Genomic DNA, 15,944 nt, shown 5'->3' with positions numbered 1-15,944 from the left:
CCCTTGGGGCCGGGGGCAGCGCCCCTATTCCGCCACGCCTGCCGTCTCTACCACCGCATGCAACAGCACATCAGCGCCGGCAGCCGCCCACTCCTTGGAAATCTCTTCCGCCTCGTTATGGCTCAGCCCGTCCACACAAGGGCACATCACCATCGCGGTCGGATACATCCGGTTAATCCAGCAGGCATCATGCCCAGCGCCAGACACGATATCCATGTGGCTATAACCCAGCCGCTCTGCCGCATCGCGGATCGCAGTCACGCAACCGTCGTCAAAGGTCACCGGATCGAAATGCCCAACGGGCTCAATCGTGATCCCCAACCCCAGATCAGCCGCAATCTGCGCCGCCTCGGCCTCTAGCTTCTCGCGCATCGATGTCAGCTTCGCCAAATCGGGCGAACGAAAGTCGATGGTAAACACCGCTTTGCCCGGGATAACGTTGCGAGAGTTCGGATAGACGTTCGCCTGCCCCACAGCACCCACGGCCGCAGGCTGGTGGTCCATCGCAATCCGGTGCACCGCCTCGGTAATCCGCGCCATGCCCAGACCTGCATTTACCCGCATATTCATCGGGGTAGAGCCTGTATGCGCGTCCTTACCGGTCAGCGTCACCTCTAGCCACCACAGGCCCTGCCCGTGCGTGACGACACCAATCTGCTTGTTCTCGGCCTCCAAAATGGGGCCCTGTTCGATGTGCAGCTCAAAGAACGCATGCATCTTACGTTCGCCGACTTTCTCGTCGCCTTCCCAGCCAATGCGCCGCAGCTCGTCACCGAAACGCTTGCCGTCGGCGTCTACCCGGTCCTTGGCCCAGTCTTCTGTGTGCATCCCAGCAAAGACGCCAGAGGCCAGCATCGCGGGGGCAAAGCGGGTACCCTCCTCGTTCGTCCAGTTCGTCACAACAATCGGGTGCTTCGTCTTGATCCCCAGATCGTTCAGCGACCGGATCACCTCTAGTCCGCCCAGCACGCCAAGAATGCCGTCATACTTGCCGCCCGTTGGCTGTGTATCTAGGTGCGAACCGACGTAGACTGGCAGCGCGTCCGGGTCCGTGCCTTCGCGCCGGGCGAACATATTGCCCATGCTATCGACACCCATCTTGCAGCCCGCCTTGGCGCACCAGCCGGCGAACAGATGACGCCCTTCGCTGTCTTCGTCCGTCAGCGTCTGGCGATTATTGCCGCCTGCAACACCCGGGCCGACCTTGGCCATATCCATCAAGGTGTCCCACAAACGATCCGGGTTAATCCTCAGGTTCTCTCCGGGGGCTGCCATGGTATTCTCCTGCGTGTTGCCGATTTGACCGTACGGTCAAACAAACGCTAACAGAGGGTCATACTCAGTCAAGCGTCACGCGCAAAACCATGGCAAATGCTTAAAAAACATGCAGTGGCACACGCGCTGGCTAGACCATGCCGCGTTTTTTAGCGCATGGTAAAAAAATGGATGACTTACCGCCGTTAACCCGCATTCAGACCCGCAACCGTTCTGCCATCATGTCTGGCGGGCTGGACGCTTTTTCAACCGCTGGCTTCAAGGGCGCGACCCTTGATCAGATCGCCGATGCGGCGGGCCTGTCCAAACCAAACCTGCTTTACTACTTCCCCTCGAAAGAGGCGATTTATGCAGCCTTGCTCGAAGAGCTGCTCAAAACATGGCTCGACCCGCTGCGGACCCTTGACCCAAACGGCAACCCCATCGAAGAGATCCTCGCCTACGCCCACCGCAAGCTGGCGATGAGCCGGGATTTTCCCCGCGAAAGCCGTCTGTTTGCCAATGAAATCCTTGCCGGTGCGCCGCAAATTCACGCGGTACTTGCAGGCCCGCTGCGCACCCTTGTGGATGAAAAGGCGCAGATCATGCGCGGCTGGATGGACGCCGGATTGATCCGCAAATCCGACCCGCATCACCTGATTTTTTCGATCTGGGCGCTGACCCAGCATTACGCCGATTTCGACGTGCAGGTGCGCGCCGTCCTTGGCGATGTCGATCCGTTCAGTGGCGCCGACACCTTTGTCGATCACCTTTACCGGACCCTTCTTCAGCCGCCCGATCAGGACCACTTGTAAAGCATATCGCGCAGGATTAATTGCGCGCTTGCTGTCCTCATATGGGTCACTGCCATGTCCCCCGTCACTACTGGTCACGCCGCGCGCCCTGCCTCGACCGTTGCCCTTGCGCTTGGGTCCGTCGGGGTCGTCTACGGCGATATCGGCACAAGCCCGCTTTATGCCCTGCGTGAAGGGCTGGCCGCCGCAACGCGCGGCAGTCCGGCGCAATCCGGCGATGTCCTTGGCATCGTGTCGCTGCTGCTTTGGCTGCTGATCCTGATCGCGACCTTCAAATATGTCGTCCTGATCCTGCGCGCCGACAACCGGGGCGAAGGCGGCACGCTGTCCCTGCTCGCCCTTGGCCAGCGCGCCCTTGGCAAACGCCGAGGCCTGCTCATATTGGGGATCGTCGGCACCTCGCTGTTTTTTGGCGACGCGATCATCACCCCTGCGATTTCCGTCCTGTCAGCAGTCGAAGGCGTGACTCTGATCGTCCCGTCCTTCGCGCCCTACGTGATCCCCGTCACCATCGGCATCATCATCGCCCTTTTCGCCGCCCAGCGCCGCGGCACCGAAGGCATTAGCCGCCTGTTCGGCCCGATCATGCTGGTGTGGTTTGCAATGCTCGCGATCATGGGTCTGATCCACATCGCCGATGACCCGCGTATCCTTGGTGCCTTCAGCCCGGTCCCTGGCCTGCAATTCCTCTTTACCCACGGGGCCTCTGCCCTGCCGGTCCTTGGCTCTGTCTTTCTGGCGATTACGGGGGCAGAGGCGCTTTATGCCGACATGGGCCACTTTGGCCGCCGTCCAATCCGCCTCGCGTGGGTTTTTGTCGTCTTCCCATCGCTGGCCCTGTCTTATCTGGGCCAAGGCGCGCTGGTGCTCGCCGATCCCAGCGCCGCCCGCGACCCCTTCTTTCTGATGGCCCCGTCATGGGCGCTGCCCGCCTTGGTCGCCTTTGCCACCGTTGCCACGGTTATCGCATCGCAGGCTGTCATCACCGGGGCGTTCTCTGTCGCGCACCAGGCCGTGCAAATGGGCCTGCTGCCACGGATGGAGGTGCACCACACCTCTGAAACCCAACACGGGCAGATCTACATCCCCCGCATGAACGCGATCCTGCTGCTTTGCGTGGTCGTACTGGTGCTGGCTTTCGGCTCTTCCGCCAGCCTTGCCACGGCCTACGGCATCGCCGTGACAGGTGAAATGCTGGTCACAACCATCCTCGCGTTCTTCGTCTACCGCTACCTGTGGAAATGGTCCGTCCCGCTGGCCCTCGCGATGCTGGCCCCGCTAGCCGTGATCGAAATCGGCCTTTTTGCTGCAAACATGACCAAATTCCTTGAAGGCGGCTATCTACCCCTGACGGTCGCGGCCCTATTGGTGATCGTGATGATCACTTGGGTGCGCGGCAGCCGGATCATGCAGGAAAAGTCCCGCGCCGATTCCGTGCCGCTCGCGACTCTCATCACCTCGCTGAACGGGTCCGAACACCTTGCCCACGTCAGCGGCACCGCCATGTTCCTGACCGCCGAGTCCGTCGTCGCGCCGCCTGCCTTGCTGCATAACCTTAAACACAATCAGGTCCTGCACGAACGCAACTACATCGTCACCGTTGCTACATCGAACGCGCCCCATGTGCCGCCAAACGAACAGGTCGTGATCGAAATGCTCACCGACGGCTTCACCCGCGTCTTTATCACCTTCGGCTACATGGACGATCCAAACGTGCCCCGCGCCCTGATGATGGCCCGCAAACTTGGCGTAAAGTTCGAAATTATGGCCACCTCGTTCTTCATCAACCGTCGCAGTTACAAACTGTCCGACAAAAGCGCCATGCCCGGCTGGCAACAGCGTCTTTATGTGGCAATGACCAAAACCGCGACTAACGCGCCGGCCTATTACCACTTGCCGCCCAACCGCGTAATCGAACTTGGCCAGCAGATCGTCATCTGATCCGGAACCCGGGCCGCAAGGTCCGGGTTAACCCTGCAACCCCTGCAGGAGACTTCGCCATGACCCACACCCTGACCCTGACCGCCATCGCCCCTGTCACCCACGACACGTGGCACCTGACCTTCGACCACCCGGCAGGTTTCCAATTCGAACCGGGCCAAGCGACCCATTGGGCCTTGGACAAAGACGGCTGGCGTGACAAAGACCGCCCCTTCACCATGACATCCAAGCCTGAGGCAGACGTTGTGGAGTTCGTTATCAAATCCTACCCGGACCACGACGGGGTGACCGAACAGATTCCCCACATGGCCCCCGGCGACAAAATCCTTGCCGAAGACCCCGCCGGCGCGATTACTGACCATGGCCCAGGTGTATTCCTTGCCGCCGGTGCAGGCATCACCCCCTTCATCGCGATCCTCGACAAACATGCGCGCGAAGGCGTGATCGGCGATCGCCTGATCTTTGCCAACAAAACTGATCACGACATCATCTTGCGGGACAAATGGGACACGATGGACGGCGTGACGCCGACCTATGTCATCAGCGGCCAAGCCGATACCGATTACATCTACGGCAAAATCGACAAGGCGATGCTGCAAGACCTTCTGAACGACCTGAACCAGACGTTCTACATCTGCGGCCCCGGCGGCTTTGTTGATGCCATGCGGGACGCGCTGACGGACTTGAGCGTGTCCAAATCCCAGATGGTGATTGAAAACGGCTGGTGACGTTCAGCGAACCTGCGCTAAGGCCGCCCGGCAAGGCGGCATCGTCCGCCCCGCCGTCCGGGGTGTAGAACGTGAAAACGGCCGCGACACATCTGTCGCGGCCGTTATTGCAAGATACCAGCGTTTGCTGGGATGCACGCCCCAAGAGTCTTCGTTACGAAGACTCTTGGCCGCAACGCATCATTCAGCCGCAACCGCCCCGGGGTTATTCGGGTGGGTCGTCCAGTTGGCGTATTCTGTCTTGACCGTCTTACCCGTACGCGGATCAACCGTGCCCGGCTCCATCGCTTCCATTGTGATGCAGTTCTCAACGGGGCAGACATCGACGCAAAGGTTACACGCGACGCATTCCTCGTCGATCACACTGAACGTGCGGTCCGCTGTCATCGCAATCGCCTGATGCGACGTATCCTCGCAAGCCGCATAGCAGCGACCGCAGGAAATGCAGGCATCCTGATCGATCTTAGCCTTGGCGACATAGTTCAGGTTCAGATACTGCCAATCCGTCACGTTCGGCACAGCCTTACCCACAAAATCAGAAGTCGAAGTATAACCCTTCTCGTCCATCCACTGCGACAGGCCGGACTTCATCTCGTCCACAATCTTGAAACCATAGGTCATCACGGCGGTGCAAACCTGCACGTTTCCGCAACCCAGCGCCATAAACTCTGCCGCATCGCGCCATGTCGTCACGCCGCCAATGCCGGAAATCGGCAAACCGCGTGTCGCCGGATCGCGAGCAATCTCGGCCACCATGTTCATCGCAATCGGTTTGACCGCTGGCCCGCAATAGCCGCCATGCGTGCCCTTGCCGTCGATCATCGGCTCTGGTGACATCGAATCCAAGTTCACCGATGTGATCGAGTTGATCGTGTTGATCAAACTCACCGCATCCGCGCCGCCATTCTTGGCCGCCTGTGCAGGTTTGCGAATATCCGCGATGTTCGGTGTCAGCTTTACGATTACCGGACGGTCATAGTATTTCTTGCACCAGCGCACGACCATTTCGATATATTCGGGCACCTGCCCAACAGCGCTGCCCATGCCGCGCTCTGCCATCCCGTGCGGGCAGCCAAAGTTCAGCTCGATCCCGTCTGCATTGGTCTCTTCTACGCGCGGCAGGATATCTTTCCACGCCTGCTCTTCACAGGGCACCATGATTGACGCGATCAGCGCCCGGTCAGGATAATCCGCTTTGACGCGGGCCATTTCCTCAAGGTTCACTTCCAGCGGGCGGTCCGTGATCAACTCGATGTTGTTCAGCCCCAGCAGCCGTCGGTCAGCGCCATAAATCGCGCCATAGCGCGGGCCATTTACGTTGACGACGGGCGGCCCTTCGGCGCCCAGCGTTTTCCACACCACACCGCCCCAGCCTGCCTCGAAGGCGCGGCGGACGTTGTATTCCTTATCCGTCGGCGGGGCAGAGGCGAGCCAGAACGGGTTCGGGCTTTTGATGCCCAAAAAGTCGGTTGTTAGGTCGGCCATCAGTTGCCCTCCATCAAAGTTGCATGGATATCCATCGCCGCGTCGCGGCCTTCGGCCACCGCGGTCACGGTCAAATCATCGCCGCCCAGCGCACAGTCGCCGCCAGCCCAGACGCCGCTGCGCGCGGTGCGCCCAGCGCCGCTGACCTTGATCTTGCGGCCTTCAACGACCAACCCGCCATCCGTCGTCAGTGTCTGGCCAATTGCCCGGAACACCTGATCGACAGCCAAGGAAACCACCTCGCCGGTGCCGCGCAGGCCCGTGCCATCGTCAGAGGTATACTCCAGATCAATCGCGCCCTCGCGCACCGCATGGGGTTGCACGTGAAACATCAGTTTCACGCCGTGGCTTGCGGCCAGATCCTGCTCATACCGGCTCGCGCCCATGGCGTCGCGGCCACGGCGGTAAGCGATCGTCACATTCTCTGCGCCCAGCAGCTTGGACTGCACAGCAGCATCGACAGCGGTCATACCGCCGCCAATCACCACGACATTGCGTCCAACAGGTAGCGTTGTCAGATCAGTGCTTTGGCGCAGATCAGCGATAAAGCTGACGGCATCCGCAACCCCGGCCAGATCGTCGCCGGGGACGCCCAGCGCATTCACGCCGCCAAGTCCGGTGCCCAAAAACACCGCGTCGAATTCCTCTGCCAGCGCATCAAGGCTCAGATCCGCGCCCAGCGCTTTGCCAGTTTGCAGATCAATGCCGCCGATGCCCAGCAGCCAATCGACCTCGCGCTGCGCAAAACCGTTGGTCGATTTATACGCCGCGATGCCGTATTCATTCAGACCGCCCGGTTTAATCCGCGCATCATACATCACGACGTCATGCCCCAGCATCGCAAGGCGGTGCGCACAGGACAGACCCGCAGGCCCGGCCCCAACAACTGCCACGCGCTTGCCCGTCAAGGCCGCCCGCACAAAGGGATGCTCTTGCCGCGCCATGACAGTATCCGTTGCGTGGCGCTGCAAGCGGCCAATCTCGACCGGCTTGCCCTCGGCGGCTTCGCGCACGCAGGCGCCCTCGCACAGGTCTTCGGTCGGGCAAACACGAGCGCACATACCGCCCAGAATGTTCGCGTCAAAAATGGTCTGTCCGGCCGCTGCCGATGTTCCGGTCGCGATCTGGCGAATAAACAGCGGGATATCGATGCTGGTCGGACAGGCCGTGACGCAGGGCGCGTCATAGCAGAAATAGCAACGATCCGCGGCGACAAGCACCTCGTGCGGATCAAGCGGAGCGTGCAAATCGGCAAAGCCGGCGGCGATACTCTCGGCGTCAAGCCGACCAGCGGCGAGTCCGGGGGCGGTGGGTGATGTCATGGTCTACCTCAGGGACTGTGTTACCTGCGTAGCCTTGCACATGTTCATTTTTTATCAAACGGTAAATTTTAGGCGAAATGCGAACGCCTGTTTTATAGGGGAAATCCGTCGTTTGGCCCCCTTCCAACCCTTCCCCGAGGCCTAAAAACGCGTTAGCACAGCCGCAACATCACCGCGCTTTGCGCCCGCAAAAGGTCCGCCGCCATGTTCACCGCCACCCTGATTGCAAAGCCCGGCACCCTTGATGCCACCCTGGTCGAGAACCTGCGCAACGCGTGGGGCGGGGGCGAAGCGGTCTGGCTTTCGGTCGGTGAAGCCGCCGAATTTACCTTGCCCGCCAAGCCCGACAATCAGTGGACCGTGTGGGATGATTGCCAAGCGATTGGCGTCGATCTGGTCATCCAAGCGACCGAAGGCCGCGTCAAGAAAATGCTGCTGGCCGACATGGACAGCACCATGATTCGCCAAGAATGCATTGACGAGCTGGCCGCCGAAGCCGGCGTCGGCGAACGTGTCGCCGCCATCACCGCCAAAGCCATGAATGGAGAGTTGGATTTCGAAGGCGCGTTGATTGAACGCGTCGGCCTGCTCAAGGGTCTACCCGAATCCATCATTGCCCATGTCCTCGACACCCGGATCACCCTGATGCCCGGCGGCTATGAACTGGTGCAAACGATGAAAGCGCACGACGGTCACGCCGCCCTCGTCTCTGGCGGCTTCACCGCCTTCACCGCCCGCATCGCCGCCGCCCTTGGCTTTGACGAAAACCGCGCCAACACGCTGTTGGTGGACGCTGGTAAATTGACCGGAGACGTCGCCCGCCCGATCCTTGGTCGCCAAGCCAAGGTGGACGCGCTCGCAGAAATCTCCACTAAGATCGGCATAACCGATGCCGAAGTCCTTGCCGTTGGCGACGGTGCGAACGATCTGGGCATGCTGGGCCGCGCAGGCACCGGAGTCGCACTGCACGCCAAGCCATCCGTGCAAAAGGAATGCGATGTGCGTATCAACCACGGCGATCTGACCGCGCTTTTGTTCATTCAGGGCTACGCCCGCTCCGACTTCGCGTCTTAATATGTTCGAGGTCACAGGCGACATTGTCGCACTCCTCATGCTCGCCGCCTTTGTCGCGGGCGTTGTCGATTCCATCGCGGGCGGCGGCGGGCTGATCACGCTGCCTGTACTGGTGCTGGCCGGTGCGCCCCCCGTCACGGCCATCGCCACAAACAAGGTGCAGGGCGTTTTTGGCGCAGGCATGGCCGCAATCGCCTATGCGCGCGGCGGTCACGTAGACCTGCGAAAACAGATCAAGCCCGCGCTGATCGCCTTCGTCGCCGCCATCGCGGGTGCGCTGCTGACCTCTCACCTACCAACGGATGTGATCCGTCTTGGCCTGCCCGTCCTGCTGATCGGCATCGCGCTCTTCTTCGCCCTGAAACCGGGTCTTAACGACGTGGACCGCGCCCAGCGCCTTGCGCCGGGGCTGTTCGCCCTGACCATTGTACCGCTCGTCGCCTTCTACGACGGCCTGATCGGGCCGGGCGCTGGCGCGTTCTATATGCTGGGGTTCGTCGCACTCGGCGGCTACGGCGTCTTGCGCGCCACGGCTCATACCAAGCTGCTGAACTTTGCGTCCAACCTTGGCGGCATCGCCACCTATGCGCTGGTCGCGCAGCCGTGGTGGGCCGTGGGGCTGGCGATGGGTGCAGCGCAGGTCGCGGGCGCGTGGGTTGGGTCAAAGCTGGCGATGCGCGTCGGCTCTCGCCTGATCAAGCCCGTGCTGGTCACAGCCGCGACCGCGCTTGCGGTGCGGCTGCTTTGGCAGATCTGGGCTTAATCCTCGACTGGACCGCCAGCGTTTTTCCAATCCGGCACACCGCCGACATTGGTGACATCGGTATAGCCCATGTCCTTCAAGGTCTTACCGGCCAGCGCAGCCTGACCGCCTGCACCGCAAACAAGGTAATACTTGTTATCCGGCTTCATGAAATCCTTTTGGTGGGGCGACGCCGGGTCGGCCGCAAATTCCAAAAAGCCGCGCGGCAGACGCTGCGCGCCTTTGATCGTGCCTGTTTTGGCAATATCGCTGCTGTCGCGCACGTCGATCCAGATACCATCATCGGCACCATGCAGCTTAATCGCTTCCTCGGTCGGGATGCGGGTCACAACAGCGTTCGCGTCGTCCAGATAATCCTTAGCAGTCTTCATAGCAGGTCCTTTCAAGTGACGTTCCATGACTAACCTAGTGCGCCGCGCACATAGGTTAAGCACCGTGCGAAAATATTAGACCGCCTTTAGATACGCCTTTGACACATAGCCCGACACACCGCCCGGCCCGCCCAGCGTGACCTTGCACCAACTGGTGTTGCCCGACGGCTCGCAGCTATCAACCCAGACAGAGGTGCCATTCGGCATCCCAAGCACAATGATATATCCGGTCCCCGGACCCGCCCGCATTTTCAGCATGTCATCGTCGTCTTCGACTCCGGCCACCTGATATCGTCCCAGCCCGCCCAGTGGCGCATCCACTGCACTGCTGCTGCACGCCGTCAGACTGACCGCCACAAGAAAAGAAAAAGTTAAGCCGCGCATCGCGTGATCCTGTTTTTATTCGCCTCGGAGCCATCCTAGCAACCTAATCCCCAAGGCGAAACCGGGCGTTCGGCTTAGGGGCGGCCAGGTGCCTCTGCGATTATGTCAAGGTCCGCCGAATACTCGGTAAAGCCAGCAGTCCCTTCGACCCCGCGCGATGCGACACCTTCACCACCCCCGAGCAAGCCACGAATTGGGAACACACCATCAGATGTGCGCGTCCCCAAAAACTGACCGTCCAACGTGCCCTCAACCGCATATGTACCGTCGGGCAGCGTGATATCACCTTGATAATCCGCATAGAAATCATTCGGCCGGTTCGTGCGGTTATCGTCAATGTCATTACCAATCACCGACTCGCGTCCGCCAATCTGCAACACACCATCAACAGGAATCTCGCGGTAACCGCTTGAAGTAAATCCGGTGGCACCGTGCAAGTTATCAACGCGCCCACGCATGACGCCGCTGCTGAAATTCGCCGTTGTCGTCAAATCGCCAAGGACGACGATATCGTCCGCATCGGTCTCAAACACGGGATCAATGAACAGACTTGCTACGCCCGTGAACGTCGCACTTCCGCTCGTTGGCATGGCAGAGAATTGCGTCGCCGCGACACCGTCCAACCGCGATACAAGCCGATCCCCTGCCGCGATCTGGGCATCGAGCCCTACCGGGGCTTGCGTCATCGGGATGCCTGCACCGCCGCAAGCGGTCAAAAGCATCAGACACGGCAAAGTCACGATACGAAACATCACAGCAATTCCTTATATAAAAATTTCTGAAATCATATGCGACCTAAGCGCTTTGGAATACTCTGAATCTAGCCACAATCCGTTTCCCAAAAGCGCCCCCCGCAAGCCAAAAAAAAACCCGGGCACAAGGCCCGGGCAAGTCCAACAGGGAGGGTGCCACATTACCCGGTGGCGCGGGATTTCGCTGTTACAACACCATTAAACAGGTTTGGTTCCCGGCAATCTATGCGACTAATCGGTAACCTCCTTGTTCCGTCACCAGCAAACGCGCGTTCGATGGATCGGGCTCAATCTTTTGGCGCAGACGGTAGATGTGGGTTTCTAGAGTGTGGGTCGTGACGCCCGCATTATAGCCCCAAACCTCGTGCAACAGCACATCGCGGGCAACAACGCCGTCAGCCGCACGGTATAGGAACTTGAGGATATTGGTTTCCTTTTCCGTCAGACGGACTTTCTTTTCGTCCTCGGTCACCAGCATTTTTTGCGCCGGGCGGAACGTATACGGCCCCAGTTGGAACACCGCATCCTCTGACTGTTCGTGCGTGCGCAGCTGGCTACGGATCCGCGCCAGCAGCACGGGGAATTTGAACGGCTTGGACACGTAATCATTCGCGCCCGCGTCCAGACCGTAAATCGTGTCGGCGTCGCTATCCTGCGCGGTCAGCATCAGGATCGGGCATTTAACGCCCTGCTTGCGCATCAGGCGGCATAATTCGCGCCCGTCGGTGTCGGGCAAGCCAACATCAAGGATCACAAGATCATAAAGCTGCTCTTTGACTTTCGTCATCGCCGAGGCACCATCATCGGCCTCGAACACATCGAAATCTTCGGTCAGCAACAACTGCTCGCCCAGCGCTTCGCGCAGGTCGTCATCGTCGTCGACTAACAAGATCTTTTTCAATTGGGCCATAGTACCCTCCAATTTCATACACATCAGATGTGATGGACACACGAGTTCAACAAGTTGTGCTGCAAAAGGTTCACACGGACGTGTGATTTCATTTACAATTATTACATTAAACGCCCACATGCGCTAACTCCGTCGGACAAATCGCAAAGGTTTTGACCTATGGGCTTCGCACCTGACGACACTGAAAGACTGGCGCGCGCCCGCGCTGACCTGCGAATGGGCGTGCCCGTCGTCGTGGCAGGCATGGGCGTCATGCTCGCGGCAGAGACACTGCAACCCGCCCGCCTGACCCTGCTACACGGCATGGGGGCCGCTGTCGCGATCACCGATTGGCGCGCGCAAACGCTGAAAGTCGCAGCCTACGACGGCGATGTCGCCCGCATCGCCCTGCCTGCGGATGCCGATCCCCGCTGGGTCACTGCGCTGGCCAATCCCGCCGACGACCTGCGAAGCCCGATGAAGGGCCCCTTGCGTGCCCAGCGCGGCGGTGACGCCGACCTTGCCCGCGCGGCTGTCACCCTGTGCAAATCCGCCCGCCTACTGCCGGCCGCCGTGATTGCCCCGCTGGACGATACCGCCCGTTTTGCCGCAGAGCACGGCCTGACCGTCGTCGACGCCGCCGCCGTACGGACGACCGAAATGTCGCCCCTGCACGGCATCGTCAGCGCCCGCTTGCCCATGTCGGTGTCCGAGGCGGGACGCCTACACGTCTTTCGCCCGGATGACGGCGGAGAAGAGCACTACGCCGTCGAGATCGGCCAACCTGACCGCAGCAAACCCGTCCTCGCGCGCCTGCACTCTGCCTGTTTCACCGGCGATCTGCTCGGCAGCCTGAAATGCGACTGCGGCCCGCAGCTGCGCGGCGCGTTGGCGCAAATGGGCACCGAAGGCCACGGCGTGCTGCTTTACCTGAACCAAGAAGGACGCGGCATCGGCCTTGCGAACAAAATGCGCGCTTATGCCCTGCAGGACCAAGGCTTTGACACGGTCGAAGCCAACCATCGCCTTGGCTTTCACGATGACGAACGCGATTTTCGCATCGGTGCGGCGATTCTGAAACAAATGGGCTTTGGTGCCGTCCGCCTGCTGACAAACAACCCGGCGAAGATTGCCCGTATGGAAGCCTCTGGCGTGTCCGTCGTCGAACGCGTCCCGCTGAAGGTCGGCGAGAATGCGCACAACCATGCATATCTGGCGACGAAGGCCGCAAAGTCTGGGCATTTGCTATGAACTTTGGACGCTCCGCTGGGAGTATTTGGGGCAAGATGATGCGAAAGGTCCGGGCATGAAGGCAGCTGATCTGGTTGTGACGCCAACCCACCTGCGGTTCTTGGGGCGGCAGTTTCCACGCACCATCGGGCGCGGCGGATTTACGAATCGCAAAGTCGAAGGCGACCGCGCGACCCCGCGCGGGGTGCACCGGATTGTCGGCATGCTGTATCGCCCTGACCGCATCGCGCAGCCCGCTGATTGGGCAGTGCCGATCCGACCGGGCGATCTGTGGTCGGATGATGTGCGCGACGTCGATTACAACATGATGGTGCGCGTACCGCACGCCTTTGGCCACGAGGATCTGCGCCGCGCCGATCCGATGTATGATGTGGTCATTATCACCGACTGGAACTGGCCTTATGCGGTCAAGGGGCGCGGCTCTGCGATTTTCATACACCAGTGGCGCGGTAAGGGGCGGCCCACCGCAGGCTGCGTGGCCCTGTCACGCGCCCATCTGCACTGGATTGCGCCCCGGATTAAGCATAACACGCGGCTTGTTATCGCTTAACGCTGGACCTTTGGGGCAGAACACGTCCAAACGAAAGGACCATGCGATGAAAACCCAAGGCCACTTCATGACCCTAGATCAAATCGAACAGCTTCCCTACCGCCCCTGCGTCGGCGTTATGCTGGCCAATCCGCGCGGCCACGTCTTTGTCGGCCAGCGGTTGGATCGTGACAGCGACGCTTGGCAAATGCCCCAAGGCGGCGTCGATGCCGGCGAAAACTGCCGCGACGCCGCCCTGCGTGAGCTGTGGGAAGAAACCGGTGTCAGCGAAAGGCTGGTCAGCATCGAGGCGGAAACGCGCGGTTTGATTCGCTATGACCTGCCGCATGATCTGGTTGGCAAGGCTTGGGGCGGCAAGTATCGCGGGCAAGAGCAAAAGTGGTTCCTGCTGCGCTTTCACGGCACCGACGCCGATGTGAACATCGCCACAGACCATCCAGAGTTTTCCGCGTGGAAGTGGCTGCCTAAGGACCAACTGGTCGATAACATCGTCCCCTTCAAACGCGCCGTGTATGAGCAGGTTCTGGCAGAGCTGGGGGTCAAGCTGTGAAAACGCTGCTGACCATTGCCGCGCTGCTGACGGCATCTCAGGCGCAGGCCCTGTCCTGCATGCGGCCTGACGCGGCCACCAGCTTTGATCAGGCCAGCGCCAGCGAATTTCCCTACCTTGTCCTGACCGGCACCTTGACCGCTCCACCTGCGAGCGGCACCACGGAAAGCAAGCCTGTGTCATTGCTGGGCACCCTGACCGGACAGGGCCTGACCACAGACGGCTTCACGGCCCCCTTTGACGGCAACGTCGTCCTGAAGGTCACCTGCGCGGGTCCATGGTGCGGCAGCGCGCCAGCATCAGGCCCGATCCTTGCCTTTGCCCGGATCGACGGGGAAACCCCGGTAATCGAATTGGACGCCTGCGGCAGCTGGCTCTTCCCTGCGCCGGATCAGGCGACACTGGACCGCCTGACCACCTGCATGCAGAACGGTGCCTGCTCAGCGCAGCCGGTTCAGTAACGTCAGGCTCGCATAGCCGTCCGGCGGCAACCCGCGGCTGGTCTGAAACGCACGAATTGCCCGGCGCGAAGCGGGTCCAACCTTGCCATCCACGCCGCCCGTATCATGGCCGGCCGCCGTCAGGCGCTGCTGCAGTTCGACCCGCTCTGCCCGGTTCAAATTACGCTCGCCCGCGACAAAGGGGCGCTGCAACGGCTCCATCCCTTTAATCCGATCCCCCAGATGGCCGACGCCAATGATGTAGGCCTCGGCGTTATTATAGCGGCTGATAACGTCAAAGTTGCGGAACACCAAAAACGCCGGCCCCCCTGCGCCAGTCGGCGTGATCAGGCCGGCCGTGCCATGATCCCGCACAGCCCGGCCGTCAGTTCCGACAACGCCCAAGGCCGCCCAAGCGCTCGCCCGTTGCTTCACACTCAGCGCGGTTTTGCTGTAATCGAATCCGCGCGGCAGGCGCACCTCAACACCCCACGGCTGCCCCTTGGTCCAGCCAAAGTTCGCCAGATAAGCCGCCGTGGATGCCAACGCATCACTCGGATCGTCCGACCAGATATCGCGCCGCCCGTCGCCCGTAAAATCAACGGCGTAGGCGGCATAACTGGTCGGCATAAATTGCGTATGCCCCATCGCACCTGCCCAGCTTCCGGTCATATTCTGCGGCGTCGTATCCCCGCGCTGCAAAATCTTAAGCGCCGCAATCAGCTGATCTTCAAAAAACCGCCCGCGCCGCCCCTCATACGACAACGTCGCCAAGGTCGACACCAGCGGCACACTGCCCCGCCGCTTGCCAAAGTTGCTCTCCATCCCCCAAACAGCCAGCACGACATGACGGTCCACGCCGTAGGCCGCCTCAATCCGCTCAAGCAGATCGCCATACTGCACCAACATCGCGCGCCCGGTGGCCACGCGGTCATCACTTGCAGCTGTGGCCATGTATTCCGAAAGTGGCTTTGTGAATTCCGCCTGATTGCGGTCCAGTGCGATGCTGTCAGGAATGAACCCAGCATTGGCGAAGGCCGCATCAAAGGTCGCCGCTGACACACCTTTCCCCAGCGCCCGTGGCCGGAACGCCCGCACCCAAGCATCAAAGCCCGCATCGGGCACTTGCGCATACGTCCGCCCAGGCGTCGCTGCAGGTCGCAGTTCGGGCCGCAGAGTACTGTCCGGCGCGCCCCAGGCAGCTGTGGACAGGGAAACAGCAATTACAAAAGCAAAGCGCATCAAAAATCGGTCCGGTCAGTCAGGGGTCATTGGCATCGACCGTAGCACGGCGCGCCTGCCATCCAACCCCGGATCTATGCCCTAGCGCTTTGATGCCGCATCCGCATTCACCTTGCCAAATAAACTCCCGCCG

At 60.8% G+C, this 15,944-nt stretch carries 17 protein-coding genes; 9 read left to right on the top strand and 8 right to left on the bottom strand.

Annotated features, from left to right (window positions below; translation table 11 throughout):
• Positions 1-24: 24 nt before the first annotated feature.
• Positions 25-1,275, bottom strand: coding sequence for a Zn-dependent hydrolase (locus KBW81_RS16375; protein WP_254247909.1), 1,251 nt, complete (start codon positions 1,273-1,275; stop codon positions 25-27).
• Between the two features lie 167 nt (positions 1,276-1,442).
• Between KBW81_RS16375 and KBW81_RS16370 the strand changes: the two genes are divergently transcribed.
• Genes KBW81_RS16370 through KBW81_RS16360 form a run of 3 tightly spaced genes read left to right on the top strand, consistent with a single transcriptional unit; the run spans position 1,443 to position 4,738 of the window.
• Complete coding sequence (locus tag KBW81_RS16370; RefSeq protein ID WP_090190290.1) at positions 1,443-2,069, top strand: TetR family transcriptional regulator C-terminal domain-containing protein; 627 nt, start codon at positions 1,443-1,445, stop codon at positions 2,067-2,069.
• A 54-nt stretch (positions 2,070-2,123) separates the two neighbouring features.
• Positions 2,124-4,010 (top strand): potassium transporter Kup, encoded by a 1,887-nt coding sequence (locus tag KBW81_RS16365; protein ID WP_254247908.1) that lies wholly within the window; start codon positions 2,124-2,126, stop codon positions 4,008-4,010.
• Between the two features lie 59 nt (positions 4,011-4,069).
• Complete coding sequence (locus KBW81_RS16360) at positions 4,070-4,738, top strand: FAD-binding oxidoreductase (RefSeq protein ID WP_254247907.1); 669 nt, start codon at positions 4,070-4,072, stop codon at positions 4,736-4,738.
• Positions 4,739-4,918: 180 nt separating this feature from the next.
• Here the strand turns inward: KBW81_RS16360 and preA are convergent, their stop codons facing one another.
• Both preA and KBW81_RS16350 read right to left on the bottom strand, forming a co-directional pair.
• Positions 4,919-6,223 carry an NAD-dependent dihydropyrimidine dehydrogenase subunit PreA gene (gene preA / locus KBW81_RS16355; RefSeq protein WP_254247906.1) on the bottom strand — a complete coding sequence of 435 codons (1,305 nt, stop codon included), beginning with the start codon at positions 6,221-6,223 and terminating at the stop codon, positions 4,919-4,921.
• Positions 6,223-7,545 carry an NAD(P)-dependent oxidoreductase gene (locus KBW81_RS16350; protein ID WP_254247905.1) on the bottom strand — a complete coding sequence of 441 codons (1,323 nt, stop codon included), beginning with the start codon at positions 7,543-7,545 and terminating at the stop codon, positions 6,223-6,225. The genes preA and KBW81_RS16350 overlap by 1 nt, the downstream gene beginning before the upstream one ends.
• A gap of 204 nt (positions 7,546-7,749) precedes the next feature.
• On the opposite strand from KBW81_RS16350, the gene serB reads away from it, so the two are divergent.
• Together serB and KBW81_RS16340 are read left to right on the top strand one after the other, a co-directional pair.
• Complete coding sequence (gene serB / locus KBW81_RS16345) at positions 7,750-8,619, top strand: phosphoserine phosphatase SerB (RefSeq protein WP_254247904.1); 870 nt, start codon at positions 7,750-7,752, stop codon at positions 8,617-8,619.
• Position 8,620: 1 nt separating this feature from the next.
• Complete coding sequence (locus tag KBW81_RS16340) at positions 8,621-9,382, top strand: TSUP family transporter (protein WP_090188350.1); 762 nt, start codon at positions 8,621-8,623, stop codon at positions 9,380-9,382.
• Here the strand turns inward: KBW81_RS16340 and KBW81_RS16335 are convergent.
• The 4 genes from KBW81_RS16335 to KBW81_RS16320 form a co-directional block, all read right to left on the bottom strand.
• The gene (locus KBW81_RS16335) at positions 9,379-9,753 is read right to left on the bottom strand and encodes a rhodanese-like domain-containing protein (protein ID WP_090188352.1); all 375 of its coding nucleotides are present in this window, start codon (positions 9,751-9,753) and stop codon (positions 9,379-9,381) included. The two genes, KBW81_RS16340 and KBW81_RS16335, sit on opposite strands and share 4 nt — an antisense overlap.
• A gap of 75 nt (positions 9,754-9,828) precedes the next feature.
• Entirely contained in the window at positions 9,829-10,137 is a 309-nt protein-coding gene (locus tag KBW81_RS16330) for an SH3 domain-containing protein (protein ID WP_090188355.1), read from the bottom strand.
• Between the two features lie 74 nt (positions 10,138-10,211).
• The gene (locus KBW81_RS16325; protein WP_254247903.1) at positions 10,212-10,889 is read right to left on the bottom strand and encodes a hypothetical protein; all 678 of its coding nucleotides are present in this window, start codon (positions 10,887-10,889) and stop codon (positions 10,212-10,214) included.
• A 223-nt stretch (positions 10,890-11,112) separates the two neighbouring features.
• A complete protein-coding gene (locus KBW81_RS16320) occupies positions 11,113-11,799 on the bottom strand; it encodes a response regulator transcription factor (RefSeq protein WP_090188360.1) in 687 nt (228 codons plus the stop codon).
• A gap of 159 nt (positions 11,800-11,958) precedes the next feature.
• On the opposite strand from KBW81_RS16320, the gene ribA reads away from it, so the two are divergent.
• Genes ribA through KBW81_RS16300 form a run of 4 tightly spaced genes read left to right on the top strand, consistent with a single transcriptional unit; the run spans position 11,959 to position 14,590 of the window.
• Positions 11,959-13,029 carry a GTP cyclohydrolase II gene (gene ribA / locus KBW81_RS16315; protein WP_254247902.1) on the top strand — a complete coding sequence of 357 codons (1,071 nt, stop codon included), beginning with the start codon at positions 11,959-11,961 and terminating at the stop codon, positions 13,027-13,029.
• 55 nt (positions 13,030-13,084) lie between these two features.
• Positions 13,085-13,579 (top strand): L,D-transpeptidase family protein, encoded by a 495-nt coding sequence (locus KBW81_RS16310; RefSeq protein ID WP_254247901.1) that lies wholly within the window; start codon positions 13,085-13,087, stop codon positions 13,577-13,579.
• Positions 13,580-13,625: 46 nt separating this feature from the next.
• Complete coding sequence (locus KBW81_RS16305; RefSeq protein ID WP_254247900.1) at positions 13,626-14,129, top strand: RNA pyrophosphohydrolase; 504 nt, start codon at positions 13,626-13,628, stop codon at positions 14,127-14,129.
• Positions 14,126-14,590, top strand: a complete 465-nt coding sequence (locus KBW81_RS16300) for a hypothetical protein (protein WP_254247899.1) — start codon at positions 14,126-14,128, stop codon at positions 14,588-14,590. The genes KBW81_RS16305 and KBW81_RS16300 overlap by 4 nt, the downstream gene beginning before the upstream one ends.
• Here KBW81_RS16300 and KBW81_RS16295 read toward each other — a convergent pair.
• Positions 14,570-15,811, bottom strand: a complete 1,242-nt coding sequence (locus tag KBW81_RS16295; RefSeq protein WP_254247898.1) for a lytic murein transglycosylase — start codon at positions 15,809-15,811, stop codon at positions 14,570-14,572. The genes KBW81_RS16300 and KBW81_RS16295 overlap by 21 nt on opposite strands.
• Positions 15,812-15,944: the final 133 nt, after the last annotated feature.

Origin of the sequence: Loktanella salsilacus, from assembly GCF_024206795.1 — a bacterium.
In the GTDB taxonomy this organism is placed as follows: Bacteria; Pseudomonadota; Alphaproteobacteria; order Rhodobacterales; family Rhodobacteraceae; genus Loktanella; species Loktanella salsilacus.
The sequence above is the reverse complement of the archived record's forward strand: the minus strand, read 5'-3'. Positions and strand labels throughout refer to the sequence as shown.

What these genes read in the sequence shown, in the direction of transcription:
- KBW81_RS16340 (WP_090188350.1), top strand. Translation starts at nt 8,621, where the DNA reads ATGTTCGAGGTCACAGGCGACATTGTCGCACTCCTCATGCTCGCCGCC.
- KBW81_RS16375 (WP_254247909.1), bottom strand. Translation starts at nt 1,275, where the DNA reads ATGGCAGCCCCCGGAGAGAACCTGAGGATTAACCCGGATCGTTTGTGG.
- KBW81_RS16310 (WP_254247901.1), top strand. Translation starts at nt 13,085, where the DNA reads ATGAAGGCAGCTGATCTGGTTGTGACGCCAACCCACCTGCGGTTCTTG.
- KBW81_RS16365 (WP_254247908.1), top strand. Translation starts at nt 2,124, where the DNA reads ATGTCCCCCGTCACTACTGGTCACGCCGCGCGCCCTGCCTCGACCGTT.
- KBW81_RS16320 (WP_090188360.1), bottom strand. Translation starts at nt 11,799, where the DNA reads ATGGCCCAATTGAAAAAGATCTTGTTAGTCGACGACGATGACGACCTG.
- KBW81_RS16335 (WP_090188352.1), bottom strand. Translation starts at nt 9,753, where the DNA reads ATGAAGACTGCTAAGGATTATCTGGACGACGCGAACGCTGTTGTGACC.
- KBW81_RS16360 (WP_254247907.1), top strand. Translation starts at nt 4,070, where the DNA reads ATGACCCACACCCTGACCCTGACCGCCATCGCCCCTGTCACCCACGAC.
- ribA (WP_254247902.1), top strand. Translation starts at nt 11,959, where the DNA reads ATGGGCTTCGCACCTGACGACACTGAAAGACTGGCGCGCGCCCGCGCT.
- KBW81_RS16330 (WP_090188355.1), bottom strand. Translation starts at nt 10,137, where the DNA reads ATGCGCGGCTTAACTTTTTCTTTTCTTGTGGCGGTCAGTCTGACGGCG.
- preA (WP_254247906.1), bottom strand. Translation starts at nt 6,223, where the DNA reads ATGGCCGACCTAACAACCGACTTTTTGGGCATCAAAAGCCCGAACCCG.
- KBW81_RS16370 (WP_090190290.1), top strand. Translation starts at nt 1,443, where the DNA reads ATGGATGACTTACCGCCGTTAACCCGCATTCAGACCCGCAACCGTTCT.
- KBW81_RS16325 (WP_254247903.1), bottom strand. Translation starts at nt 10,889, where the DNA reads ATGTTTCGTATCGTGACTTTGCCGTGTCTGATGCTTTTGACCGCTTGC.
- KBW81_RS16350 (WP_254247905.1), bottom strand. Translation starts at nt 7,545, where the DNA reads ATGACATCACCCACCGCCCCCGGACTCGCCGCTGGTCGGCTTGACGCC.
- serB (WP_254247904.1), top strand. Translation starts at nt 7,750, where the DNA reads ATGTTCACCGCCACCCTGATTGCAAAGCCCGGCACCCTTGATGCCACC.
- KBW81_RS16295 (WP_254247898.1), bottom strand. Translation starts at nt 15,811, where the DNA reads ATGCGCTTTGCTTTTGTAATTGCTGTTTCCCTGTCCACAGCTGCCTGG.
- KBW81_RS16305 (WP_254247900.1), top strand. Translation starts at nt 13,626, where the DNA reads ATGAAAACCCAAGGCCACTTCATGACCCTAGATCAAATCGAACAGCTT.